Raw genomic sequence first — 24511 nt, 5'->3', positions numbered from 1 at the left:
GTTCATTGCCGGCTCATTCGCCGCGCTCCAAACGGGCGATCTCCTCGGCGCGGGCCGCCAGGATCAGCGCCGCGGCGCGCTCCTGGGTCAGACCCTCGATGCCGAAGTCGACGATCTCGTCCGCTGCCAGGTCGGACAAGTCCTCGCTGGTGCGCACGCCGTGCTCGGCCAGAGCAAAGGCCGTTTCCTCGTCCATCCCCTCCAGCGCCAGCAGGTCCTCGGTGGGCTGAGTTCCTTCCAGGCCTTCTTCTTCTGCCAGCGCAGCGTTGAGCAACGCATCGCGGGCGCGGGCGCGCAACTCTTCGACGATGTCTTCGTCGAAGCCTTCCACCGCCAGCAACTCGCCGACCGGCACGTAGGCGATTTCTTCGACCGTATTGAAGCCTTCAGTCACCAGGATCGCTGCGATTTCCTCGTCCACTTCCAGGCGATCCATGAACAACTGGCGCGCGGAGGTCTGCTCGGCTTCGGACTTGGCGGCCACCTGGTCGGCGGTCATCACGTTGAGCTGCCAACCGGTCAGGCGGCTGGCCAGGCGCACGTTCTGGCCGCCCTTGCCGATCGCCTGGGCCAGGCGGTCTTCGGCCACGGCCAGATCCATCGAGTGCTTGTCTTCATCGACGATGATCGACTGCACTTCGGCCGGCGCCATCGCATTGATGACGAAGTTGGCCGGGTTCTCGTTCCACAGCACGATGTCCACGCGCTCGCCATTGAGCTCGTTGGATACCGCCTGCACGCGCGAACCACGCATGCCGATGCACGCGCCGATCGGATCGGTGCGGGTATCGTGCGCGATCACTGCGATCTTGGCGCGGTCGCCCGGATCGCGTGCGCAGGCCTTGATCTCGACCAGGCCCTGACCCACTTCTGGCACTTCGAGCTTGAACAGCTCGATCATGAATTCCGGCGCGGCGCGGCTGATGAACAGCTGCGGGCCACGTGGCTCCGAACGCACTTCGGCCAGATAGCCGCGCACGCGGTCGCCGGGGCGCAGCACGTCACGCGGAATGCCCTTGTCCTTGGGAATGAAGGCTTCGGCATTGCCGCCCAGATCGACAAAGATGTTGCCGCGCTCGGCGCGCTTGACCACACCGGTGATCAACTCGCCGACGCGATCCTTCCAGGCATCGACCACCTGCTGACGCTCGGCCTCGCGCACACGCTGCACGATCACCTGCTTGGCAGCCTGCGCCGCGATACGGCCGAAGTCCGGGTTTTCGATCTGTTCTTCGATGTAGTCTCCCACCTCGACGCCGTCGGCTTCGTCAACGGCATCCATCAGACGCACCTGGCGATCCGGGGATTCCATCACGACATCGTCGGCAACCACTTCCCAACGACGATAGGTTTCGTAGTTACCGTCCTTGTGGTCGATGGTCACGCGCGTCAGCACGTCCTGGTCGGGATAGCGCTTCTTCGCTGCGGAAGCCAGCGCGGCCTCGATCGCATCGAAGATCACTTCGCGCGGCACGCCCTTTTCGTTGGCCACCGCATCCACTACCAGCAAAAGTTCCTTGCTCATTTCGTCACTCCGCGCGCGGCTTGCCAGCCGCCGACTCGTTGGATGGTTTCTTCTTGTCGTGCCCGGGTTTTTTCGGGCCGGGCTTGTTCGGTTTTTGCGGGGCCAGGCCCAGGGCGACCCAATCCGGCAGGATGCGCGCCTTATCGATGTTGTCGAAGCCGATCTGCACATCCTTGCCGTCGACGGCGAAGACCACCGCATCCGCCTCGGAGTCGATCCGCACGATCTGGCCCTGGAAGCGGCGCCGGCCATCCTGCGCCAGCTTCAGCACGATCTTGGCGGACTCGCCAACGTGACGGCCGAACTGCTCCAGCGTGAACAACGGACGGTCCACACCCGGCGAGGACACCTCGAGCGTGTAGTTGCCGGTGATGGGGTCTTCGACGTCGAGCTGGGCCGAGACTTCGCGGCTCACACGCTCGCAGTCGTCGACGTTGATGACACGCTCGGGCTGTTCGGCCAGCGGCACATCGATGTACAGGCGCAATGTGGCGCCACCTGGAGCGGGAAGATATTCCACACCCAGCAGTTCCAAGCCCAAGGACTCAACCGTTGGACTCAGCAGATTCGCGATTTCGGTCGCTTTTTCGCTCACAGACTGCCCTGATCAGATGATTGCCAGTAGAACCCCGGCAACCGGCAGCAAACTTTCCGGTTCCGGAAAAAACAAGGGGCCCGATGGGCCCCTTGCGTGAAAAAAGCCCGACCTCTCAGGGTCGGCGCAAAGACGGGAACATGCGTCTTTGCGATCCAAGAAGCTGAAGGACTGCCCTAAGGCATTGCATTAAAGCAGTACTTCAAAACTTGGTAGCGGGGGCAGGATTTGAACCTGCGACCTTCGGGTTATGAGCCCGACGAGCTGCCAGACTGCTCCACCCCGCAGCAGAAGCGGAATTATGAAGAACTTGAGCGGCAATTGCAAGCCCTAGTTTTTCATCGATTGAAAACCCCGGGGGGTCTTCAACGTCGCGGCAAATGATAACCGCATTGCAACAAAAACGAAACAGCAATCACGACTTTATTTCAGCCCTCCCTCGACGGCGCGCGTAACACACGCGCCGCGAGGTCATACAAGGACGCCTGACTCAGGCGAGGCCTGCAAATGCACGCTGGCACCACACCATGATCGGGCTCCAGGCCAGGCCCAGCGCAAGCAACGCAAGCGCGTTGACACCGAGCACGGTACCTAGCACACGATCGTTGTTGGCCGGCAACGGCTCGCCCACCGGCTCATCGAAGTACATGACCTTGATGACGCGCAGATAGTAGAAGGCGCCAATCACCGCGCAGAGCACGCCGACCAGGGCCAACCACAGCATGTCGCCCTTCACCGCGGCGCCGAGCACCGCCAGCTTGGTCCAGAAACCCAGGAACGGCGGGATACCCGCAAGCGAGGCCATGATGCACAGCACCAGGCCGGCCATCCACGGATTGCGTGCGTTGAGTCCCTTGAAGTCGTCGATATTCTCCGCTTCGAAGCCATTGCGCGACAACGCGATGATCGCACCGAACGCGGCAGTCGACATGATGGTGTAGCTCACCGCGTAGAACATCGCCGCCGCATAGCCTTCCTCGCCACCCCCGGCCACGCCCATCAACAGAAAGCCGATGTGCGAGACGGTCGAGTACGCCAGCATGCGCTTGAGATTGCTCTGCGCAATCGCCATCAGGTTGCCGATCACCAGCGACACCGCGGACAGGCCGCCGATCAACAGATGCCACTGCGGCGACAGCGGCCCCATGCCAACCTCGAGCAGGCGATACGCCATACCGAAGGCAGCGAGCTTGGGCGCAGAGCTGATGAACAAGGCGATCGGCGCCGGCGCACCCTGGTACACGTCAGGCAACCACATGTGGAACGGGGCAGCACCCAGCTTGAAGGCCACGCCGGCGATCATGAAGATGGTGCCGGTCAGCAGCAGCGTGCGCTCGTTGGAGCCTTCGATCGCGTCGTGGATGCCGCTCAGGCTCAGCGTACCGGTGGCGCCGTAGACCAGCGACATGCCGTACAGCAGCAGGCCCGAGGCCAACGAACCGAGCACGAAGTACTTCATCGCCGCTTCGGTGGCCAGGCCGTTGTCGCGATTGGAGGCGACCAATGCGTACGAGCACAGCGCGAGCAGTTCCAGGCCCAGGTACACCATCAGCAGGCTGCCGGCCGAGGTCAGCAGCATCATGCCGGCGGTGGCGAACAACACCAGCACCGGGATCTCGCCCTGATAGAGATTGCGTTCGCGCAGGTAGGTCCAGCCATAGACCAGGCTCAGGCCACTGACCAGCACGATCACCGTCTTCATCACGTCGGCCGCAGTGTCGCGCACGAACATGCCGTGGAAGATCTCGCCCTGCCCGCCCGTACCGGTCGCCAACAGCGCGAACACCACCGCGAGCACGGCGACGGAGAACAGGTGGGTCCAGACCTTGTTCCGCTGGCTCACGAACAGGTCGAGCATCAGCAGTGCAAAGGCGCCGCCGATCAGCACCAGCTCCGGAACAAGCGGAGCCAGGTCAGCGGTGGTCAACGGCGCGAGCGTTGGCGTGGTCATCATCAAATCCTGGAAATCAAAACGTACGGCAAGCTGTTACAGCTTGGACGCGGCAATCTGGGTAGCCAGCTTGGCGATCGATGGTTCCATCAGATCGGTCAGCGGCTTCGGATACAGGCCCAGGGCCAGCACGCCAACGGCGAACACCCCCAGCACGAACGCCTCACGGCCATTGATGTCCTTCAGCTCGGCCACATGGGCATTGGCCACTTCGCCGAAGAACACGCGCTTGTAGAGCCACAGCGTATACGCGGCGGTGATCACCAGCGTGGTGGCGGCAGCGAAGGCAACCAGCGGATGCTTCTGAAAGCTGGCCAGGATCACCATGAACTCGCCGACGAAGCCACTGGTACCCGGCAGGCCGGCATTGGCCATGAAGAACAGCATGGAGAACGTCGCGAACCACGGCATCACGTTGACCACGCCGCCGTAATCGGCGATGCGGCGGGTATGCATGCGGTCGTACAGCACGCCGATGCAGGAGAACATCGCACCGGACACGAAGCCGTGCGAAATCATCTGCACCATCGCACCCTGCAGGCCCAGACGGGCGGCGTCGGTGCTGCCGTACTCACGGACCAGGGTGAAGGCGATGAAGGTGCCAAGGGTGACGAAGCCCATGTGCGCGATGGACGAATACGCCACCAGCTTCTTCATGTCGTCCTGCACCAGGGCCACCAGACCGACGTAGACCACCGCGATCAGCGACAGCGTGATCACCAGCCAGGCGAACTCGTGGCTCGCATCCGGCACGATCGGCAGGTTGAAGCGCAGGAAGCCGTAGCCACCGATCTTCAACGCGATCGCAGCCAGGATCACCGAGCCGGCGGTCGGCGCCTCGACGTGCGCATCCGGCAGCCAGGTGTGCACCGGGAACATCGGCACCTTGACCGCAAACGCGATCAGGAAGGCGAAGAAGATCCAGGTCTGTTCCTTGGCGGTCAGCTGCAACGCGTACAGGTCGGCCAGCTGGAAGCTACCGCCCTTCAGGTACAGGTAGACCAGGCCCACCAGCATCAGCACCGAGCCGAGGAAGGTGTACAGGAAGAACTTCATCGCCGCGTAGATGCGCCGCGGACCGCCCCAGACGCCGATGATCAGGAACATCGGGATCAGCATGGCTTCGAAGAAGACATAGAACAGCATCGCGTCGGTCGCGGCAAAGATGCCGACCGTGACGCCTTCCAGGATCAGGAAGGCGGCGACGTACTGATTGACGCGCTTGTCGATCGAGCGCCAGGCACCGATCAGCGCCAGCACCGTCACCAGCGTGGTCAGCACGATCAACGCGACCGCGATGCCGTCCACGCCCAGGTTGTAGCCGATGTTGTAGGCCGGGATCCAGGCATGCAGTTCGATGAACTGCAGGGCGTCATTGGCGGTGTCGTAGCCCAGCAGCGGCAGACTCAGCACAAAGGTCGCCACCGCCACCGCCAGCGATGCCCAGCGGGCAGTCTCGGCGTTGCGCAACGCAAGGATCAAGGCGCCACCGATAATCGGCAGCCAGATCAAGATAGACAGTAAAGGCCAGTTCGACACGTTTTCTTATTCCGTACAGGTCAACGCCAGAAATGCATCAGTACCGCCAACAAGGCGATCAAACCGATGATCATTGCGAAGGCGTAGTGATAGAGGAAACCGGATTGCGTGCGACGCAGCAGATTTGCAGCCAGGTCGATCAGTCGGGCAGAACCATTGACGACGACACCGTCGACCACATGGGTATCGATGGCACGTGACGCCTTGCCAAGGACCACGCCGCCACCGGCGAAGCCATTGATCCAGAGCTTGTCGAAGCCGTACTTGTTTTCCAGCAGCCACACCACCGGCGCGAACGCCTTGCGCGACTTGGTAGCCAGTTCCGGCTTCCACAGATAGAACAGCGCAGCCAGCAGCAGGCCGGCGACCGTCAGGAAGAACGGTGCCGCCATCATGCCATGCAGCGCGAAGGCGACCGGGCCATGGAACTCTTCGGCCAGTGCGCCGACGGTGTCACGCGCCGGATCGTAGAAATCGACGATGCCGGTGAAGAACGACACTGCCTGCCCCTTGAGCGCATGCGCGGCGTGGTGGCCCTGCCAGTCGGTGCCGAACAGCATCGGACCGATGGTGAAGAAACCGATCGCCACCGACGGGATCGCCAGCAGGATCAACGGCAGCGTCACCACCCACTTGGATTCGTGCGGCTCGTGGGCACCATGGTGGCCATGACCGTGGTCGTCGTGGCCGTGCGTATCGTGTGCATGCACGTCGTGCGCATGACTGTCGTGCGCGTGGACCTGCGCCTCGGCATCGGTGTGCGCACTGTCGTGGTGTGCATGCGCATCGTGCGCATGGGCATCGCGGAAGCGTTCCTTGCCGTGGAAGGTCAGGAACAGCAGGCGGAAGCTGTAGAAGCTGGTCACCAGCACGCCGCCGAGCACTGCCCAATAGCCATAGGTCGCGATCCAGCTATGCGACTCATGGGCATGGTGTGCGGCTGCCTCGATGATGGTGTCCTTGGAGTAGAAGCCGGAGAAGAACGGCGTGCCGACCAGTGCCAAGGTACCGATCACGCTGGTCCAGTAGGTCACCTTCATGTACTTGCGCAGGCCGCCCATCTTGCGCATGTCCTGCTCGTGGTGCATGCCGATGATGACCGAACCGGCCGCCAGGAAGAGCAGCGCCTTGAAGAAGGCATGCGTCATCAGGTGGAACACGGCGGCCGAATACGCCGACACGCCCAGCGCCACGGTCATGTAGCCCAGCTGCGACAGCGTGGAGTACGCAACCACGCGCTTGATGTCGTTCTGCACGATGCCGATCAGGCCGGTGAAGAAGGCCGTGGTCGCACCGATGAACAGGATGAAGTTCAACGCGGTTTCCGACAGCTCGAACAGCGGCGACATGCGCGCGACCATGAAGATGCCGGCGGTCACCATCGTCGCGGCATGGATCAGTGCCGAAATCGGGGTCGGGCCTTCCATCGAGTCCGGCAGCCACACGTGCAACGGCACCTGCGCCGACTTGCCCATCGCGCCGATGAACAGGCAGATGCAGATCAGCGTCATCACGCTCCACTCATGCCCCGCGAACAGCTGCACCTTGGCACCGGCCATGGTGGTCGCGTTGGCGAACACGGTGGAGTAGTCCAGCGAGCCGAACCACAGCAGCACACCGGCGATGCCGAGAATGAAGCCGAAGTCGCCGACGCGATTGACCAGGAACGCCTTCATGTTGGCGAACACGGCGGTCGGGCGCTTGAACCAGAAACCGATCAACAGGTAGGACACCAGACCCACCGCTTCCCAGCCGAAGAACAGCTGCAGGAAGTTGTTGCTCATCACCAGCGTGAGCATGGAGAAGGTGAACAACGAGATGTAGCTGAAGAAACGCTGGTAGCCCGGGTCTTCTTCCATGTAGCCGATGGTGTAGATGTGCACCAGCAGCGACACGAAGGTCACCACCACCATCATCATCGCGGTCAGGCGATCGACCATGAAGCCGACATGCGCCGAGTAGTTACCGACATCGAAGAAGGTGTACAGGTTCTGGTTGAACGGGCTGGCGCCCTGCTCCACCAGTTGATACAGCGTCAGGCACGACAGCATGCAGCTGACCGCCACACCCAGGATGGTGACGTATTGCGCGCCCTTGCGCCCTACCTGGCGACCGAACAGGCCGGCGATGATGCTGCCGACCAGCGGTGCAAGCACCACCGCGATCAACAGACTCTTGGAGAGAGTGATTTCCATCTACAGGTCAGCCCTTCAACGTATCGACTTCGGCCACATTGATCGTGCGGCGCGTGCGGAACAGAGTCACCAGGATCGCAAGGCCGATCGCAGCCTCCGCGGCGGCAACGGTCAGGATGAAGAACACGAACAGCTGACCGGCGGGGTCGCCAAGCTCGCGCGAGAACGCAATGAAGTTGACGTTGACCGACAGCAGCATCAGCTCGATCGACATCAGCAGCACGATGACGTTCTTGCGGTTGAGGAAGATGCCGGCCAGGGAGATGCAGAACAGCACCGCGCCCAGTCCCAGCAGGTGGCCCAAGGTAATCAAGACTTCGCCTCCTGTCCGTCGGCCGCATCCAGCTTCGGCGCGACCTGTACCGGCTTTTCAACCGCCATTTTGACCATGCGCAGACGATCGCCCGCCTTCACTCGCGACTGCTCGCCCGCATTCTGGTGCTTGATGCCGGTGCGCTTGCGCAGGGTCAGCATCACCGCGGCCACCACGGCCACGGTCAGGATCACCGCGGCGAACTCGAACGGCAGCAGGAACTGGGTGTAAAGGGTCTTGGCTAGCCAGGTCAGGTTCGACACGTCGGCGGCCTGCGCAGCGGCGTTATCGGCCGGGAACGGTGCGGCACTGCGCGCCTTGACCCCGATCAGGGTGACCATCTGCGCCAGCATGGCAACCGCCACGATGACACCGACCGGCATGTACTTGACCCACCCTTCGCGCAGGCGGCTGGTGTCGATGTCCAGCATCATCACCACGAACAGGAACAGCACCATCACCGCGCCGACGTAGACCAGCACCAGCGTCACGCCGAGGAACTCGGCACCGACCAGCAACCAGATGCATGCCATCGAGAAGAAGGTGAGGATCAGGCACAACACGGCGTACACCGGGTTGCGCACGCTGATCACCGCACCGGCGGACACGACCGCGACGGCGGAGAAGGCGTAAAAAGCAATAGTGACCCAGTCCATCATGACCTCAACGGAAGGCGGCATCGGCAGCGCGACGCTCGGCGATCTCGGTTTCAAACCGGTCTCCGATCGCCAGCAGCTGCGGCTTGTTGACAATGTTCTCGCCACGCTTCTCGAAGTGGTACTCGAGGATGTGCGTCTCGACGATCGAGTCCACCGGGCAGCTTTCTTCGCAGAAGCCGCAGAAGATGCACTTGAACAGATCGATGTCGTAGCGCGTGGTGCGGCGCGAGCCGTCTTCGCGTTTGGCCGAGTCGATGGTGATCGCCAGCGCCGGGCACACCGCTTCGCAGAGCTTGCAGGCGATGCAACGCTCTTCGCCGTTGGGGTAGCGACGCAATGCGTGCAGGCCACGGAAACGCGGCGACTGCGGGAACTTCTCCATCGGATACAGCACGGTGTACTTGGGCTTGAACGTGTATTTCAACGTCAGCCACAGGCCGCCTAGCAGTTCGAGCAGGAGCAGGCTCTTGAAGTAATGGGTGATCTTGTTCATCAGTTACACGCCCTTCTGGATCACGCCGTAAAACACCATCAACGCCGTCACTGCGATCCACACGATCGTGAGCGGAATGAACACCTTCCAGCCCAGACGCATGATCTGGTCATAGCGGTAGCGCGGGAAGCTGGCACGGAACCAGATGTAGGCGCTGGCGAAGAAGAACACCTTCATCAGCAGCCACGGCCAACCGCCCTTCCACACCCAGTCGATCCACGGCGAGATATCCGCGTTGACCCAACCCTGGATCGGGCTCAACCAGCCGCCGAGGAAGAAGATCGAGATCAGAAAGCTGACCAGGATCATGTTGGCGTATTCGGCCAGGAAGAACAGCGCGAACGCACCGCCCGAGTACTCCACCATGTGGCCGGCGACGATTTCCGATTCGCCTTCCACCACGTCGAACGGAGCGCGGTTGGTTTCGGCGACGCCGGACACCCAGTACACGATGAACAACGGGAACAGCGGAATCAGGAACCAGTCGAAGAAACCGGAGCTGCCCGCCTGCGCGAACACGATCTGGCTCAGGTTGACGCTGCCGGAAGCGATCATCACGCCGACCAGCGCAAAGCCCATCGCGATTTCGTAGCTGACCACCTGCGCGGCCGAGCGCATCGCACCCAGGAACGCGTACTTGGAGTTGGATGCCCAGCCGGCCAGGATGATGCCGTACACGCCCAGCGAGGTCATCGCCAGCAGATACAGCAAACCGACGTTGGCGTTGGACAGCACCAGCTGCGCGTCGAACGGCACTACCGACCAGGCCGCGAAGGCCGGCGCCAGGGTCAGCAGCGGCGCAATGATGAACATCGCCTTGTGCGAGCTGCTCGGTTGCACGATCTCCTTGAACAGGAGTTTGAACACGTCGGCGAAGGCCTGGAAGATACCCATGCCCACGTACATCGGCCCGTGACGCACGTGCATCCAGCCGATCAGCTTGCGCTCCCAGACCACGTAGAAGGCCACCGACACGATCACCGGCACGGTGATCAGCAGGATCTTCAGCACGGTCCACAGCACCACGCCGCCATCGCCCAGACCGACAAACCACTGGTGCAGGGGATCGACCAGGTTCAACAGCAATTCGTTCATGCAGCCACCACCGTTACACGACCGGCACCGAGCGGCGCGGTTGCGCCATGGCCGGATTCGATCCACACCGTGCCCGGTGCGACGCGCTTGTCCAGCACCACCGGCAACGTCGCCTTACCGGCATCGGTACCGACCTTGACCATCTGACCAGCGCCGACCTGCAACTGCGCAGCCTGCTCCGGATGCATCGCCACACACGGCGCGATGTTGAGCGGATGCGATTGCAGCGCGGCGGCGCGACGCACCACTGCATCGGTGCGATAGATCGCAGCGGTGGCGGCAACTTCCAGCCCGTCGCTGGCCGCAGCCGGCTGCGCCGAGGCGACAGGGCTGACGGAACGGTTCTGCATGCCGGCACGCAGGCCGACCAGATCGATGAATTCGAAACCGGCCAGACCCAGCTCGCCACCGAGCGCACGCAGTACGCGCCAGCCTTCGCGGGCTTCGACCGGCAGACGACCGGCGGCACGTGCGGTCTGCACGCGGCCATCCAGATTGGTCAGCGATGCGTCGATTTCCGGCAGCGCACCGATCGGCAGGATCACATCGGCCACGTCGCGCGTCGAGGCGCAGGCGAACTGGCTAAACGCGACCACCTTGGCACCCGCCAAGGCGCTGCGTGCAGCGGCGGCATCGGCGAAATCCAGACCCGGCTCGATGCCATACAGCACGTAGGCCTGGCGCGGCTGCGCCAGCATGCCGGCGACATCGCGTGCGGTCGGCAGCACACCCTGCGACACCAGACCGACCGCGTTCGCCCCCTGCGGGATGCGGCACAGCGAGGCGCCGGTTGCAGCGGCAAAGTCGCGTGCAGCGGCACGCAATGCAGCAGCCTGCGGGTGGTTTTCAGCCAGTGCACCGACCACGATCACCGCGCGCGTGGCGCCCTTGACCGCATCGCGCAACGCCGCATCGTCCAGAGCACCGGCCAGCTGCGACGGCGCAACGACCGTACGGCTTGCCTGGGTGAAGGCAAAGTCGAAATCGACCGGGTTGACCGAATGGATCTGCGTTCCGTTCTGGATGCTGGCCTTGCGCAGGCGGGCATGCAGCAACGGCAGCTCGTGACGTACGTTGGTGCCGAACAGCACCACCACATCGGCGCGCTCGATCTCTGCCAGCGGCGTGGCGAACGCTTCGGCCGCCGCGGCATCGGAGAAATCACGGTTGAGCAGGCGGTGATCCAGATTGCCGCTGTTCAGGCCTTCGGCCAGACGTGCGAGCAAGGCGCCCTCTTCGTTGGAGGTGGACGGATGCACCAGCACACCGAGCTGATCGCCGGCGTTGTCACGCAGGATCTGCGTCGCGGCGGCCAGACCTTCGGCCCAGCTCACCTCGGTCCACTGTCCATTGACCTTCTTCAGCGGCTTGACCGCACGGTCTTCCGCATACAGGCCCTGATGCGAATAACGATCGCGGTCGGACAGCCAGCACTCGTTGACCGCCTCGTTCTCGCGCGGCACGGTGCGCAGCACTTCGCCGCGACGCACGTGCAGGAACAGATTCGAGCCCATCGCATCGTGGTAACCGAGCGACTCGCGCGCCATCAGCTCCCACGGACGCGCACGGAACTGGAACACCTTGTTGGTCAGCGCGCCCACCGGGCAGACGTCGATGACGTTGCCGGAGATTTCGGTGGTCAGCGGCTTGCCGTCGTAGGTGCCGATCTGCAGGTTCTCGCCGCGATACATGCCACCCAGCTCGTAGGTGCCGGCAATGTCTGCGGTGAAACGCACGCAACGGGTGCACTGGATGCAGCGGGTCATTTCGGTGGCAACCAGCGGACCGATGTCCTCGTCCGGCACCACGCGCTTGCGTTCGTTGAAGCGGCTGACCGAACGGCCGTAACCAAGCGACACGTCCTGCAGTTCGCACTCGCCGCCCTGATCGCAGATCGGGCAGTCCAGCGGATGGTTGATCAGCAGGAATTCCATCACGCTGCGCTGGTACTTCAGCGCCTTTTCGCTCCGCGTGGTGACCTTCATGCCGTCCATCACCGGCGTGGCGCAGGCGGGCGACGGCTTCGGGGATTTCTCGACGTCCACCAGGCACATGCGGCAGTTGGCCGCGATCGGCAGCTTCTCGTGGTAGCAGAAGCGAGGGATCGGGATGCCGGCCTTGTCGGCCGCCTGGATGATCATCGAACCCTTCGGCACCACCAGGGACTGACCGTCGATCTCGACGGTGACATGGTCCGGTGGCACGTTGGGGTTCACTGGTTGGGCGCTCATGCGGCCACTCCGACGTGCGTGTCGACGATCGAACGACCGTTGACGATGTAGTACTCGAACTCGTCCCAGAACTGGCGCAGGAAGCCTTGGATCGGCCACGCCGCCGCCTCGCCGAAGGCGCAGATGGTGTGTCCTTCGATCTGGCCGGCAACGGTGCGCAGCTGATGCAGGTCTTCCATCGTCGCCTTGCCGGCGACGATGCGCTCCAGCACGCGGTGCATCCAGCCGGTGCCCTCGCGGCACGGAGTGCACTGGCCGCAGGATTCCTTGTGGAAGAACTGCGAGATGCGGCAGGCGAAGCGCACGCAGCACACGCTGTCATCCAGCACCACGATCGCACCCGACCCCAGGCCGGTGCCGAGCGCACGCAAGGTGTCGTAGTCCATCTGCAGCCCGGCGACCTGGTCGGCCTTCAGCACCGGCATCGACACGCCGCCAGGCACCACGCCCTTGAGCTTGCGGCCCGGACGCAGGCCACCGGCCATTTCCAGCAGTTCGTCGAAGGTGGTGCCGAGCGGCACTTCGAAATTGCCGCCCTTCTGCACGCAGCCGGACACCGAGAAAATCTTCGGGCCGCCGTTCTTGGTCTTGCTCAGCCCCAGGAACCATTCCGGGCCGTTGCGAATGATCGCCGGCACCGACGCATAGGTCTCGGTGTTGTTGATGGTGGTCGGCTTGCCGTACAGGCCGAAGTTGGCCGGGAACGGCGGCTTGTAGCGCGGCTGGCCCTTCTTGCCTTCCAGCGATTCCATCAGCGCGGTTTCTTCGCCGCAGATGTAGGCACCGGCACCCAGCGCACCGTAGATATCGATATCCACGCCGCTGCCGAGGATGTTCTTGCCCAGCCAGCCGTTGGCATAGGCATCGGCCAGCGCCAGCTCGAAGTTCTCGAACGGCTCGTGGTGGAACTCACCACGCAGGTAGTTGTAGCCCACGGTCGAGCCGGTGGCGTAGCAGGCGATCGCCATGCCCTCCACCACCGAGTGCGGGTTGTAACGCAGGATGTCGCGGTCCTTGCAGGTTCCCGGCTCGGATTCGTCCGAGTTGCACAGGATGTACTTCTGCATCGTGCCCTTGGGCATGAACGACCACTTCAGGCCGGTCGGGAAGCCTGCGCCGCCACGGCCGCGCAGGTTAGACGCCTTGACCATCTCGATGACGTCGGCCGGCGCGATCTTCTCTTCGAGGATCTTGCGCAGCGCGGCGTAGCCACCGGTTTTCAGATAGCTCTCGTACGACCACGGGGTGTCGTAGTGCAGCGTCGTGTAGACGACCTGATGCGGCAACGGCGCCGGACCGACCGGGCCTGAGGGTGCGTGATGATGTGCCATGTCTTACTCCAGCCCGTCCAGCAGCGCGTCGACCTTCTCTTTCGTCAGGTGCTCGTGGTAATGGCCGTTGATGACCATCATCGGCGCTGCAGAGCAGGCCGCCAGGCACTCTTCTTCGCGCTTGAGGTAGACGCGGCCATCGGCCGTCGACTGCCCCAGCTTGCAACCCAGTTTCTTTTCCGCGTGCGCCAGCAGATCTTCGGCGCCGTTGAGCCAGCAGCTGATGTTGGTGCAGAACGCCACGTTGTGGCGGCCGACCTTCTCGGTCTCGAACATCGAGTAGAAGCTGGCGACCTCGTAGGCCCACACCGGCGGCAGGTCCAGATACTTGGCCACGCCGACAATCAGCTCGTCGGTCAGCCAGCCCTGGTTCTGCTCCTGCGCAGCGTGCAGGCCCTGCAGCACGGCCGAACGCTTGCGATCGGGCGGGAACTTGCTCAACCAGTGATCGATGTGCGCGCGCGTCTTGTCGCTCAGCACCACCTGCGGATCGACGTCGCGCGCCGCTTCGAAATTACCCGTCGCCTTCATCGGTCAACCTCACCGAAAACCAAATCGTAAGTACCGATCATCGCCACGACGTCGGCCAGCAGATAGCCACGCACCACTGCGTCCATCGACGACAGATGCGCAAAGCCCGGCGCGCGCAGATGCACGCGGAACGGCTTGTTGGCGCCATCGGACATCAGATAGCAGCCGAATTCGCCCTTGGGCGCTTCAACCGCGCAATAGGTTTCGCCAGCCGGCACGCAGTAGCCTTCACTGAACAGCTTGAAGTGATGGATCAGCGCTTCCATGTCGTCCTTCATGCCTTCGCGGCTTGGCGGAGCGACCTTGAAATTGGTGACCATGACCGGGCCGGGGTTGGCCTTCAGCCACTTCACGCATTGCTTGATGATGCGGTTGGACTCGCGCATCTCGGCCACGCGCACCAGATAGCGGTCGTAGCAGTCGCCATTGGTGCCGACGGGCACGTCGAACTCCACCGCGTCGTACTTGGCATACGGCTGCTTCTTGCGCAGGTCCCATTCGATGCCCGAGCCACGCAGCATCGGGCCGGTCATGCCCCAGGCACGCGCCAGATCCGGGCTGATGATGCCGACGTCGACGGTACGCTGCTTCCAGATACGGTTGTCGGTCAGCAGCGTCTCGTACTCGTCCACACGCGACGGGAACGTATTGGTGAAATCCTCGAGGAAGTCCAGCATCGAGCCTTCGCGCGCTGCATTGAGCTTCTTCAGCGCCCCACCCTTGTGCCAGCGGGATTCTTTGTACTTGGGCATGCGGTCGGGCAGATCGCGATACACGCCGCCGGGACGGTAGTAGGCAGCGTGCATGCGCGCGCCACTGACCGCCTCGTAGACGTCCATCAATTCTTCGCGCTCGCGGAATGCATACAGCATCACCGCCATCGCGCCTAGGTCGAGTGCGTTGGAACCGACCCACATCAGGTGGTTCTTGATGCGGGTGATCTCGTCGAACATGGTGCGGATGTAATGCGCACGCTCGGGCACTTCGATGCCCATCAGGGACTCGATCGCGCGCACGTAGGCGTGCTCGTTGCACATCATCGACACGTAATCCAGGCGGTCCATGTAAGGAACCGACTGGTTGAACGGCTTGGATTCGGCAAGCTTCTCGGTGCCACGGTGCAGCAGGCCGATATGCGGATCGGCACGCACCACGGTCTCGCCGTCCATTTCCAGGATCAGGCGCAGCACGCCGTGCGCCGCAGGATGCTGCGGGCCGAAGTTCATCGTGTAATTGCGGATTTCCTGCTTGCTTTCGACAGGATTGCTCGCGAAGGCATCGGTTGCCTGGCGGAACTCACTCACTTGGCGGTCTCCGACTTGCCCACTTCACCAGCGGCAGTCTCATAACGGGCATCGTCGCGGATCACGCGCGGCACACCGACGCGCGGCTCGACCGAGGTCACCGGCTCGTACACGACACGCTTGCGCTCATCGTCGTAACGCACTTCAACGTTGCCGATCAGCGGGAAATCCTTGCGGAACGGATGGCCGACAAATCCGTAGTCGGTCAGGATGCGGCGCAGGTCCGGATGGCCATCGAAGACGATGCCGAACAGGTCGAAGGCTTCGCGTTCGAACCAGTTCACGCCCGGCCAGATATCTGTCAACGACACCACCACCGGCACCTGCTCGTCCGGTGCGTAGCAACGCACGCGCAGACGCTGGTTGTGCTGGTAGGAGATCAGCTGCGCGACCACCGCAAAGCGCTGCTTGGGCATGTGCTGCGGATGGGCGCCATCGGAGCTTTCCTGGCTGGGAAATTCGCCCCAGGCGAAACGACCGACGGCCTTGCCCTCGACGCCGCGGCTGAAGCCCTGCGACGACACGTCGGCGGTATCCCACTCGTCGCTGCCGTAGCCCAGGTAATCGACGCCGCACAGGTCGCTGAGCTGTTCGAAACCGAGCTCGTCGCGCAGGGCCAGACAGGTGGCGTGCCAATCGGCCGCAGCGACTTCCAGCGTCACTTCGCCGCGCGGCAATGCCACGGCGATCTGCGCACCGGCGAAACGTGCCGCAAGTCGGTCAGTGAAGGAAGATGCTTGCTCTGCCATGGGGGCTTGGCTGCTCTCAGTAGAAGAAGACGGGTGTCAGCGCGCGATGGTCTGGGTACGCCAGATCTTCTTCTGCAGCTGCAGGATGCCGTATACCAGCGCCTCGGCGGTCGGCGGGCAACCGGGGACGTAGATGTCCACCGGCACGATGCGATCGCAACCGCGCACCACCGAATACGAATAGTGATAGTAGCCGCCGCCATTGGCGCAGCTGCCCATCGAGATGACCCACTTCGGGTCCGGCATCTGGTCGTAGACCTTGCGCAGCGCCGGGGCCATCTTGTTGACCAGCGTGCCGGCCACGATCATCACGTCGGACTGGCGCGGCGACGGGCGGAACACCACGCCGTAGCGGTCCAGATCCAGACGCGCGGCGCCGGCATGCATCATCTCGACCGCGCAGCAGGCCAGGCCGAAGGTCATCGGCCACATCGAGCCGGTGCGCGCCCAGTTCAGCAGCGCATCGACGCTGGTGGTCACGTAGCCCTTCTCGAGCAGCGGGTTTTCGCCTTCCGGGCGCAGGATGTCTTCCACCCGGCCTTCCGGCATCGGGTTGGTCATCAGACGATCCAGGGTCTGAATCACTCCCATTCCAGCGCTCCCTTCTTCCACACGTAGATAAAGCCGAGGAACAACATGCCGACGAACAGACCCATGGTGACCAGCGAACGTGCGCCGATCTCCATGAACACCTGCGTCCACGGCACGATGAAGATGATTTCCAGATCGAACACGATGAACTGGATCGCGATCAGGTAGTAGCGCACGTCGAACTTCATGCGCGCGTCTTCGAAGGCTTCGAAGCCACACTCGTAAGGCGAGAGCTTGCGCGGGTCCGGACTACGCGGACCGAGGAATCGACCGACCAGCATCAGCACGATGCCGATACCGGTGGCGACGATCAGAAACAGCAGACTCGGCAAATATTCGGCCAGCACAGCGATTCTCTCTTGCCTCTGCCCGCACGCGCCGCGTGCCGGCATGGGGTATAGGCAGACCCCGCGCGCGACCAGCGATGCGCAGGAACTGCAGCCAAACAATGGTGCCCAAGAGGGGACTCGAACCCCTACGACCTAAGTCGCTACCACCTCAAGGTAGTGCGTCTACCAATTCCGCCACCTGGGCATACGTTGCGCCGCTGGGCATCCCAGTGCGCAGCGTATTGTAACCGGCTTCAGCGTTTTTGTGCTGGTTCTGAAGCGTTTTCTTCGCGTGCCGCGGGCGCCTGCTGCACCGGTGCGGATTGCGCCGGCGTTGCAGCCGGAGTTGCGGCAGGAACTGGCTGCGAAGGCGCGGTCGGGACTGCGCCGGCGGCCGGCGCCTGCGGCAACGGCTGAGTCAGCTCGCCCGCGGCGGCGGGCGCCGGGGTGGCCGACTGCGACATCACGCCCAGGTTCTGGTCGGTCGGACGTGCGCCGTGGGTGGCGTACCACGCCATGAACAGGCTGATGCTGAAGAACACCACCGCCAGCCACTTGGTCGACTTGGACAGGAAGTTCGACGCGCCCTGCGAGCCGAACACGGTGCCCGACGCGCCGGCACCGAAGCCGGAACCGGCTGCCGCACCCGCGCCACGCTGCATCAGGATCAGCGCAATCATCGCCAGCGCGACCAGCACGTAGACCACATTGAGGATCAACATCAGCATTTCGAAATCCGTCCCCGGACAAAACTTAATGGGTTAACAAGCGGCCGCCGCACGCGCGATGGCCAGGAAATCCTCGGCGACCAGCGAGGCGCCTCCGACCAGCCCGCCATCGACGTCGGGCTGCGCAAACAGCTCGCTGGCGTTATCGGGCTTGACACTGCCCCCGTACAGGATGGGCAGAGAATCGGCAATTCTAGCATCCGCCTTCGCGACTTCGCCACGCAGGAACGCGTGCACCGCCTGCGCCTGCTCCGGGCTGGCGGTGCGGCCGGTGCCAATGGCCCAGATCGGCTCGTAGGCGAGCACGGCGCGGGCAAAGCCCGCGCTGCCCACCAGCGCCAGCACCGGCTCGAGCTGGGCGCGCAGCACCGCCTCGGTCTGGTCGGCCTCGCGCTGTTCCAGCGACTCGCCCACGCACAGCACCGGAATCAGACCGGCATGCATGGCGGCGGCGAATTTATGTGCCACCAGCTCACTGCTCTCACGATGGTACTGGCGCCGTTCGGAGTGGCCGACCAGCCCGTACTCGGCGCCGACATCGACCAGCATCGTGGCCGAGACTTCCCCGGTGTAGGCGCCCTTCTCGTTACTGCTGACGTCCTGGGCACCGAAACACAGATGGTGTTCCTCGAAATCCTCGATCAGGTCGCCCAGGTAAGGCAGTGGCGGCAGGATGACGACATCGACACCCTCCAGGGGCATGTGTGCGGCGATCTGGGCCACCAGTTCGGTGGCGAAGGCGCGGCTGCCATGCAGCTTCCAATTTCCGGCAACGATCTTTCGACGCATCAGGCGCAGGTTCCTGAGTGGAAGACAGGCGACAGAATAGCCCATGCCCTGTCGGCAGCCGGCACACTTCTGTCCGTTGCCTGTCCTCCCCCTCCTCCAGCAGGAACCTGCCATGTCCGTTTTGCCTGTCTTCGCGCTGGTCACCGGCGCCTCCAGCGGCATCGGCCGCGAGATTGCGCGTGCCTACGCAAGGCGTGGCGTGCCGCTGATCCTGACCGCGCGCCGGGTCGACCGGCTGCAGGCGCTGGCCGAGGAGTTGCGGCCCTTGGTACGGGTGGAAGTGGTGCCGGCCGATCTGGGCGATCCCGCCGCGGTCGAAGCATTGGTTGCGCAGATCCAGCGCAATGGCTGGACGGTGGGCACCCTGGTCAACAACGCCGGCTACGGCGTGCCGGGCCGCTATCTGCACAACGACTGGGCCACGCATGCACGCTTTCTGCAGGTGATGGTGGGCGCGGTGTGCGAACTGACCTGGCGGCTCTTGCCGATGATTCGCGCCAGCGGCCAGGGCCGCATCCTCAATGTGGCCTCGTTCGCCGCACTGACGCCGAGTGCCGACGGGCAGACGCTGTACGCAGCCAGCAAGAGCTTCCTGCTGCGCTTCAGCGAATCGCTGGCACTGGAGAACGCCGACTGCGCGGTCAAGGTCTGCGCGCTGTGTCCCGGCTTTGCCTGGTCGGAGTTTCACGATGTCACCGGCACCCGCGCGGCGATGTCCAGCCTGCCCCGCTGGGCGTGGCTGCAGGCCGACGACGTGGCCGAGTACGGCATTGCCGCGCTGGAACGCGGCCAGGTGCTGGCCGTGCCGGGCTGGCGCTATCGCCTGGTCAATGCGGCCTTGCGCGTGATGCCGCATGCGCTCGCACTGCGCCTGATGGCGCGTGGATCGCAGCGAGTGCGTCCGTTGCAGTGAGAGGCGGCGGCGCATCGGCTGCCTGCAGCGTCTTGCCTGCGCAGCCACACACCCGTGACCGCGCGCCGCTTGCAACTGCCCGCTTGTCCGTTGCCATGGTCACCACCGGTACCGGCCGCGGCCTCCCTCCTGTCTGCAGCGCAGGGCGACTGGCAATACGTCGCGAGCGGACGTCGGATGCTGTGAACGGCCCCGCCCACAGCCGCAGCCCGTGGCTGGAAACATGGTGTTACGAGCAGCGACCACGCGCGCCCATCGCTGCGCGCGGTAGCGATGCGACAGCCTCAGTGATTGACGATTTCGCCGTGCATGGCCGCCAACCGCGCCAGCAGACGGTTCTGCGTGCGGCGCGGAATCTTGCGCTGATCCATCGCCCAGTTCAGATCCTCCACCAGCGCATTGAAGTCGCCTTCGCGAATGGCCAGGTGCGCGTGCGCCTGCTGCATCGACTTGGCGGTATCCGGGCACGGGCCGTCGGCGACATGACAGAACTTCTGCACCAGGCGCTCGTTGAGCATCACGATGTTGACGCGCGCGAACTTGTCGACGATGCGTTGATCGTCGGCGATGCGCGACAGCATGGTTTCCACCAGCGCTTCGATTCCGGCCTGCCCGCCGAGTTCGTCGTAGAGCGTGGGGCGCGGTTGCGTGGTAGTGCAGGCACTCATCAGCGCCAGCATGCACAGCAAGGGCCAGCGCAGCCGTCGATTCATCAGAACGCCACCTGCAGGGAAAGATAGGGCCCGCGCTGGTCGGTGAGCGTGGCGATGTCGCCAAGCTCGGCCCAGGCCGCGGTCAGGGACACATGCTTGCTGGGAAACCAGGCCACGAATGCATCCGCCCAGGCCTGCTCGCGGGCGAAGCCGAGATTGTCGGGCTTGTCGCGATATTCCACGCCGACCACCCACGCCGGCGACAGCACGACGGCGGCGCTGGCTTCGCCGACCAGCCGATAGGCGTTGCGGCGATCGCCGCCGAAACCGAGCAAGCCGGTCTGATTGGCGCGGGTCGCGCGCAAGGTGCCGTTGAGCAGCAGTTGATAGCCGCCCGCGGCCTGCAGGAACAACCGGCTGGCACTGACATAGACGTCGGTGCCGTGATCGTCGCGCGCGCCGATCGCCAGCGGCAGCGTGCCATTGCGCAGGCGTTTGTACTGCACGCCCACGCTGACCTGCGGCGCATGTCCGTAGACCAGATCGCCGTAGACCCGCAGCTTGGCGCCGAACACGTCCTGGCCAAGCGCATTCCATGGCAGGCCCAGCCGATCCTGCAGGGTGCCCAGATCCAGCCGTTGCCGCGCCAGCGAAAGTTCCAGCCGGTTGCCGACCGTCAGCGCGGCACCTTGCACGTCGAGCCGGTAATCGCCGCTGTCCACATGCGTGGCGAACAGCACGCTGCCCAGTTCGTCGCGGGTGCCGTAGCCCGACAGCGTGGCCCACGGCACGATGCCGCCACCGCTGCTGCCTTCGATCATCGACACGCCACCGGTGGCGAGCAGACGCCCGTCGCCGGCGATCGCCGACGCGGGTGCACTTGTTAGCCCGGCCAGTGCCGCAGACAGCAGCGCGCCTCGCCATTTGCTCATCGATGCACTCCTGCCTGCACCGCCGGCGCCAGATCGAGTTGCCGCATGCACCAGGCGACCAGCGGCACTTCTTCCAGTGGCGGCGAATACAGATAGCCCTGCACCATGTCGCAGCCATAACCGCGCAGCAGCCCCAGCGCGGTGGCGTTCTCCACGCCTTCGGCGATCACGCTCAAGCCCAGGTTGTGCCCGAGATCGATCGTGCTGCGCACGATGAACGCATCGTCGGTGCCCTCGGCCAGTTGCATGACGAAGCTCTTGTCGATCTTCAATTCGTTCACCGGCATGCGCTTGAGTTGCGCCAACGAGGAATAGCCGGTGCCGAAGTCGTCGATGGACAGACGCACGCCGACGCTGCGCAGCTGGTGCAGCATGTGCAGCGCCGATTCGACATCGCGCATCAGCGCGCTTTCGGTCAGTTCCAGCGTCACCGACTGCGCCGGCACCGCGTGATGTTCCAGACGGCCACGCACGTAATCGGGCAGGCCGGGGTCGGACAGATCCAGTGCGGAGAGATTGATCGCCATGCCCAGTTCCAGCCCCTGCCTGCGCCATTGCGCCTGGCAGCGCAGCGCCTCGTCCAGCACGAAGCGGGTCAAGGGATGGATCACGCCGGAGTGCTCGGCCAGCGGAATGAATTCATCCGGGCCGATCGCCCCGAGCACCGGATGCTGCCAGCGCACCAGCACCTCCACCTGTTCGACGCGATCGTTGCGCAGGCAGATCTTGGGCTGGAAGCGCAAAGTCAGCTCGTTGCCGCCGATGGCCTGGCGCAGATCACCGGTCAGGCGCAGCCGGCGCAGATGCTGCTCATCCTGGCCCAGGCGATACACGCTGGCGCCGACGGTGGTGACGTTGCTGCCCTGGCGACGCGCGATGTCCGCGCGCCGCAACAAGGTGTCCGGATCGGCGCCGTGTTCGGGAATCAGGGCGATGCCGATGCTGGCTTCCAGCTGGATGCGCGCCTGCGGCAGCGCCAGCGGGCGGCGCAACTGCAGCAGCAAGCGCTGTGCATCCTGCTGCACGGTGGTGACATCGGTCTGCGCCACCACCACCATGAATTCGTCGCTGCCCAGCCGCCCGACGAGATTGGGTTCCTGCACCACGTCGGCAAGGCGGCGGCCTGCTTCGACCAGGACCTGGTCGGCGAAATCGTGGCCCAGGCTGTCGTTGAGTTCCTTGAAGCGCTCCAGATCCAGGATCAGCACCGCGGCCGTGCCGCCGGAGGCCACGGTCTGCTCCACCACATCCTTCAGCCGCTCCAGCAACCAGATGCGATTGGGCAGACCGGTTAGGGCATCGTGGCGCGCCTGATGCAGGATATGCTGCTCGCGACTGGCGATCTGCTGCTGCATGCGACCGAAGCTGTCGGCCAACTCGGCCAGTTCGCGCCCCGAGGGCACCTCGACCGCGGTGTGGTAGTCGCCGCGCTGGATGCGCCGCGCTGCCTGCACCAGCTGCGCGACCGGCCTGCTGACGCTACGCGCCAGGAAGATCGCCACACCCAGCGCCGCAGCCGTGGCCAGGCCCGCCAGCAGCAGAATGCGCAACTTAAGCACACGATAAGGCGCCACCGCGCGATCCAGCGAGGCCTGCAGCGCGACCCGCACATGGCTGTCGCCCTGGATCGACTGCAGTTTGACCAGGTAACGCGACTCGGCCAGCGTCAACGCGACCGCCGCGCCCTGCGCGCGTTCGGCAGTTGGCAACTGCTGCGCGAACTCGGCGCGCGCGGCCGGCTCCAGCGTGGACGCCAGCACCCGCACCGGCGGACCATCGGTGAAGAAGGTCGCATCCAGCCCGGTGGTGGAACGGAAATCCTGCGCGAGACCGTCGCCGGATTCGTTGCCGATCGCGATCCAGCCCACCCGGCTCGGTGCCAGTACCTGCACCACCGCCAGCCGCACGATGCGTCGGTCCAGTGCGACCACGCCCACCGCACGCCCATCGCGCTGCGCCTGCTGCAGCAGGGTCTGCACTGCGCGCAGCTGTTCGGCTTGCGGCAGATCGGCAAGCCCGGTCAAAAATTCGCCATCCGGCGCCAGCAGCAGTGCTGTCTGCGCCGACATGCGCGCAGCGTGGTTGCGCAATGCCGATTGCATGGTCGGCACATCGCCGCTGGCCACGGCCGCGCGGAAACCGAAATCGTCGGCCAGCACCGAGGCCGACTGCATCAGCTGTTCGTCGCGGCGCAGATTGATGCGTTGCCAGACGCGCTCGCCGATCTGCAGCTCTTCGCCAAGTTGCGCCTTGACGCTGCGCTCGGTGGCGACCTGCACCGCGATGAAGGTCAATGCCTGCGTGGCGAGCACGACCAGCACCAGAAACGCCGCGATGCGGGTATGCAGGCGCATGGCCTTCATGGCTTGGGCTTCTGCGGGTCAGCGCGGCGGAACTTGTCCTGCAGCGCGCGCACCCGCGCATCCGGAGGTGCCACCGCTGGTGCGGGGCCGCTGGTCTGCAAGGTCACGCGCCGTTGCACGGCCTCGCGCGCAAGCGCCACCGGCTCGGCGAGCGCGGCGCCCTTGATGCGCGGATGCCAGACCCGCAAGGTGTAGTTGCCTGCCGGCGCATCCAGCTGCACGCGACCGTCGCTGCCGGTCTTGCCGAAATACGGCGTGTCCACCACCACGATGTAGCCCAGCATCCAGTCGTGGATATTGCAGCCCACCGTCACCAGCCCAGCCTGGTCAAAGCGCACCGGCGCGGCAGTGCTGCCCTGGAACAGCGGCAACTCGAACCGCTTTGCGGCAGAGAACGAATAGACCTGATGACGAATCTGGTCGTTGTTGGGAAACCGCACCAGGGTGCCGGTGCGCACCGCCAGCACCGCAGGCACGAACTGCGAATTGACCTGGTCCATCTCGACGGTTCTGGGCGCGCCGCTGGCGGCCACCGGACGTGCCGGCTCCAGACTCACCACCGCATCGACCAACATGCCGTTGGCATCGACAACGGTGACGCTGAGCGGCGTCGCCAACGCACAGCTTGCGGCGCAGTACGCCAGCAACCCCGCAACCGGGCCGATCCGTTTGAACCACTGCGTCCGCATGCGCCCCCCAAGC

The 24511-nt window shown here is 64.2% G+C and carries 23 protein-coding genes and 2 tRNA genes; 1 reads left to right on the top strand and 24 read right to left on the bottom strand.

The features are described 5' to 3' along the window. Nucleotides 1-13: 13 nt before the first annotated feature. From nusA to tpiA, 20 genes are all read right to left on the bottom strand, one after another. Complete coding sequence (gene nusA, locus ABQ137_RS13620) at nt 14-1525, bottom strand: transcription termination factor NusA (RefSeq protein WP_024937970.1); 1512 nt, start codon at nt 1523-1525, stop codon at nt 14-16. Nucleotides 1526-1529: 4 nt separating this feature from the next. Beyond that, the gene (rimP, locus tag ABQ137_RS13615) at nt 1530-2120 is read right to left on the bottom strand and encodes a ribosome maturation factor RimP (RefSeq protein ID WP_024937971.1); all 591 of its coding nucleotides are present in this window, start codon (nt 2118-2120) and stop codon (nt 1530-1532) included. A gap of 210 nt (nt 2121-2330) precedes the next feature. Beyond that, nucleotides 2331-2407, bottom strand: a tRNA-Met gene (locus ABQ137_RS13610). A gap of 203 nt (nt 2408-2610) precedes the next feature. Further along, nucleotides 2611-4071, bottom strand: coding sequence for an NADH-quinone oxidoreductase subunit NuoN (nuoN, locus tag ABQ137_RS13605; protein ID WP_039523046.1), 1461 nt, complete (start codon nt 4069-4071; stop codon nt 2611-2613). A gap of 36 nt (nt 4072-4107) precedes the next feature. Then, the gene (locus tag ABQ137_RS13600; RefSeq protein WP_024937973.1) at nt 4108-5610 is read right to left on the bottom strand and encodes an NADH-quinone oxidoreductase subunit M; all 1503 of its coding nucleotides are present in this window, start codon (nt 5608-5610) and stop codon (nt 4108-4110) included. Between the two features lie 20 nt (nt 5611-5630). Further along, complete coding sequence (nuoL, locus tag ABQ137_RS13595) at nt 5631-7805, bottom strand: NADH-quinone oxidoreductase subunit L (protein ID WP_104575949.1); 2175 nt, start codon at nt 7803-7805, stop codon at nt 5631-5633. Between the two features lie 7 nt (nt 7806-7812). After that, entirely contained in the window at nt 7813-8118 is a 306-nt protein-coding gene (gene nuoK / locus ABQ137_RS13590; protein ID WP_006450557.1) for an NADH-quinone oxidoreductase subunit NuoK, read from the bottom strand. Beyond that, nucleotides 8115-8777: an NADH-quinone oxidoreductase subunit J gene (locus ABQ137_RS13585; protein ID WP_172837831.1), complete on the bottom strand. Its 663-nt coding sequence runs from the start codon at nt 8775-8777 to the stop codon at nt 8115-8117. The genes nuoK and ABQ137_RS13585 overlap by 4 nt, the downstream gene beginning before the upstream one ends. 4 nt (nt 8778-8781) lie before the next feature. After that, nucleotides 8782-9270 (bottom strand): NADH-quinone oxidoreductase subunit NuoI, encoded by a 489-nt coding sequence (nuoI, locus tag ABQ137_RS13580; RefSeq protein WP_002810206.1) that lies wholly within the window; start codon nt 9268-9270, stop codon nt 8782-8784. 3 nt (nt 9271-9273) lie between these two features. After that, nucleotides 9274-10365, bottom strand: coding sequence for an NADH-quinone oxidoreductase subunit NuoH (nuoH, locus tag ABQ137_RS13575; RefSeq protein WP_024937976.1), 1092 nt, complete (start codon nt 10363-10365; stop codon nt 9274-9276). Continuing rightward, nucleotides 10362-12596, bottom strand: coding sequence for an NADH-quinone oxidoreductase subunit NuoG (nuoG, locus tag ABQ137_RS13570; RefSeq protein ID WP_349782841.1), 2235 nt, complete (start codon nt 12594-12596; stop codon nt 10362-10364). The genes nuoH and nuoG overlap by 4 nt, the downstream gene beginning before the upstream one ends. After that, nucleotides 12593-13927, bottom strand: a complete 1335-nt coding sequence (gene nuoF, locus ABQ137_RS13565; protein ID WP_024937978.1) for an NADH-quinone oxidoreductase subunit NuoF — start codon at nt 13925-13927, stop codon at nt 12593-12595. Before nuoF ends, nuoG begins: the two co-directional genes overlap by 4 nt. Nucleotides 13928-13930: 3 nt before the next feature. Next, nucleotides 13931-14458, bottom strand: coding sequence for an NADH-quinone oxidoreductase subunit NuoE (gene nuoE, locus ABQ137_RS13560; protein WP_016902996.1), 528 nt, complete (start codon nt 14456-14458; stop codon nt 13931-13933). Continuing rightward, nucleotides 14455-15762, bottom strand: a complete 1308-nt coding sequence (locus ABQ137_RS13555) for an NADH-quinone oxidoreductase subunit D (protein ID WP_016902995.1) — start codon at nt 15760-15762, stop codon at nt 14455-14457. Before ABQ137_RS13555 ends, nuoE begins: the two co-directional genes overlap by 4 nt. Further along, on the bottom strand, nt 15759-16511 hold the full coding sequence (locus ABQ137_RS13550) for an NADH-quinone oxidoreductase subunit C (protein ID WP_349782839.1): 753 nt from the start codon (nt 16509-16511) through the stop codon (nt 15759-15761). The genes ABQ137_RS13555 and ABQ137_RS13550 overlap by 4 nt, the downstream gene beginning before the upstream one ends. Nucleotides 16512-16547: 36 nt before the next feature. Next, on the bottom strand, nt 16548-17102 hold the full coding sequence (locus ABQ137_RS13545; RefSeq protein ID WP_016944318.1) for a NuoB/complex I 20 kDa subunit family protein: 555 nt from the start codon (nt 17100-17102) through the stop codon (nt 16548-16550). Next, complete coding sequence (locus ABQ137_RS13540; RefSeq protein ID WP_003485539.1) at nt 17093-17449, bottom strand: NADH-quinone oxidoreductase subunit A; 357 nt, start codon at nt 17447-17449, stop codon at nt 17093-17095. Before ABQ137_RS13540 ends, ABQ137_RS13545 begins: the two co-directional genes overlap by 10 nt. A 102-nt stretch (nt 17450-17551) precedes the next feature. Continuing rightward, nucleotides 17552-17636, bottom strand: a tRNA-Leu gene (locus tag ABQ137_RS13535). A gap of 49 nt (nt 17637-17685) precedes the next feature. Then, a complete protein-coding gene (gene secG, locus ABQ137_RS13530; RefSeq protein ID WP_104562346.1) occupies nt 17686-18159 on the bottom strand; it encodes a preprotein translocase subunit SecG in 474 nt (157 codons plus the stop codon). A 33-nt stretch (nt 18160-18192) separates the two neighbouring features. Further along, nucleotides 18193-18948 (bottom strand): triose-phosphate isomerase, encoded by a 756-nt coding sequence (tpiA, locus tag ABQ137_RS13525; protein WP_016902991.1) that lies wholly within the window; start codon nt 18946-18948, stop codon nt 18193-18195. A 112-nt stretch (nt 18949-19060) separates the two neighbouring features. Between tpiA and ABQ137_RS13520 the strand changes: the two genes are divergently transcribed. Then, entirely contained in the window at nt 19061-19861 is an 801-nt protein-coding gene (locus ABQ137_RS13520; RefSeq protein WP_184518616.1) for an SDR family NAD(P)-dependent oxidoreductase, read from the top strand. Between the two features lie 284 nt (nt 19862-20145). Here the strand turns inward: ABQ137_RS13520 and ABQ137_RS13515 are convergent, their stop codons facing one another. From ABQ137_RS13515 to ABQ137_RS13500, 4 genes are read right to left on the bottom strand one after another with little or no spacing between them, the layout of a single operon-like run. Further along, entirely contained in the window at nt 20146-20574 is a 429-nt protein-coding gene (locus ABQ137_RS13515; RefSeq protein WP_039526490.1) for a group I truncated hemoglobin, read from the bottom strand. Further along, nucleotides 20574-21446, bottom strand: a complete 873-nt coding sequence (locus tag ABQ137_RS13510; protein WP_046343343.1) for a DUF3034 family protein — start codon at nt 21444-21446, stop codon at nt 20574-20576. The genes ABQ137_RS13515 and ABQ137_RS13510 overlap by 1 nt, the downstream gene beginning before the upstream one ends. After that, nucleotides 21443-23809 carry a putative bifunctional diguanylate cyclase/phosphodiesterase gene (locus tag ABQ137_RS13505; RefSeq protein ID WP_349782835.1) on the bottom strand — a complete coding sequence of 789 codons (2367 nt, stop codon included), beginning with the start codon at nt 23807-23809 and terminating at the stop codon, nt 21443-21445. Before ABQ137_RS13505 ends, ABQ137_RS13510 begins: the two co-directional genes overlap by 4 nt. After that, nucleotides 23806-24498, bottom strand: coding sequence for a methylamine utilization protein (locus ABQ137_RS13500; protein WP_102253854.1), 693 nt, complete (start codon nt 24496-24498; stop codon nt 23806-23808). The genes ABQ137_RS13505 and ABQ137_RS13500 overlap by 4 nt, the downstream gene beginning before the upstream one ends. Between the last annotated feature and the right edge of the window lie 13 nt (nt 24499-24511).

It is taken from the genome of Xanthomonas sp. WHRI 8393 (genome assembly GCF_040203315.1).
GTDB lineage: Bacteria > Pseudomonadota > Gammaproteobacteria > Xanthomonadales > Xanthomonadaceae > Xanthomonas > Xanthomonas arboricola.
This window is presented reverse-complemented; position numbering and strand designations above follow the sequence as displayed.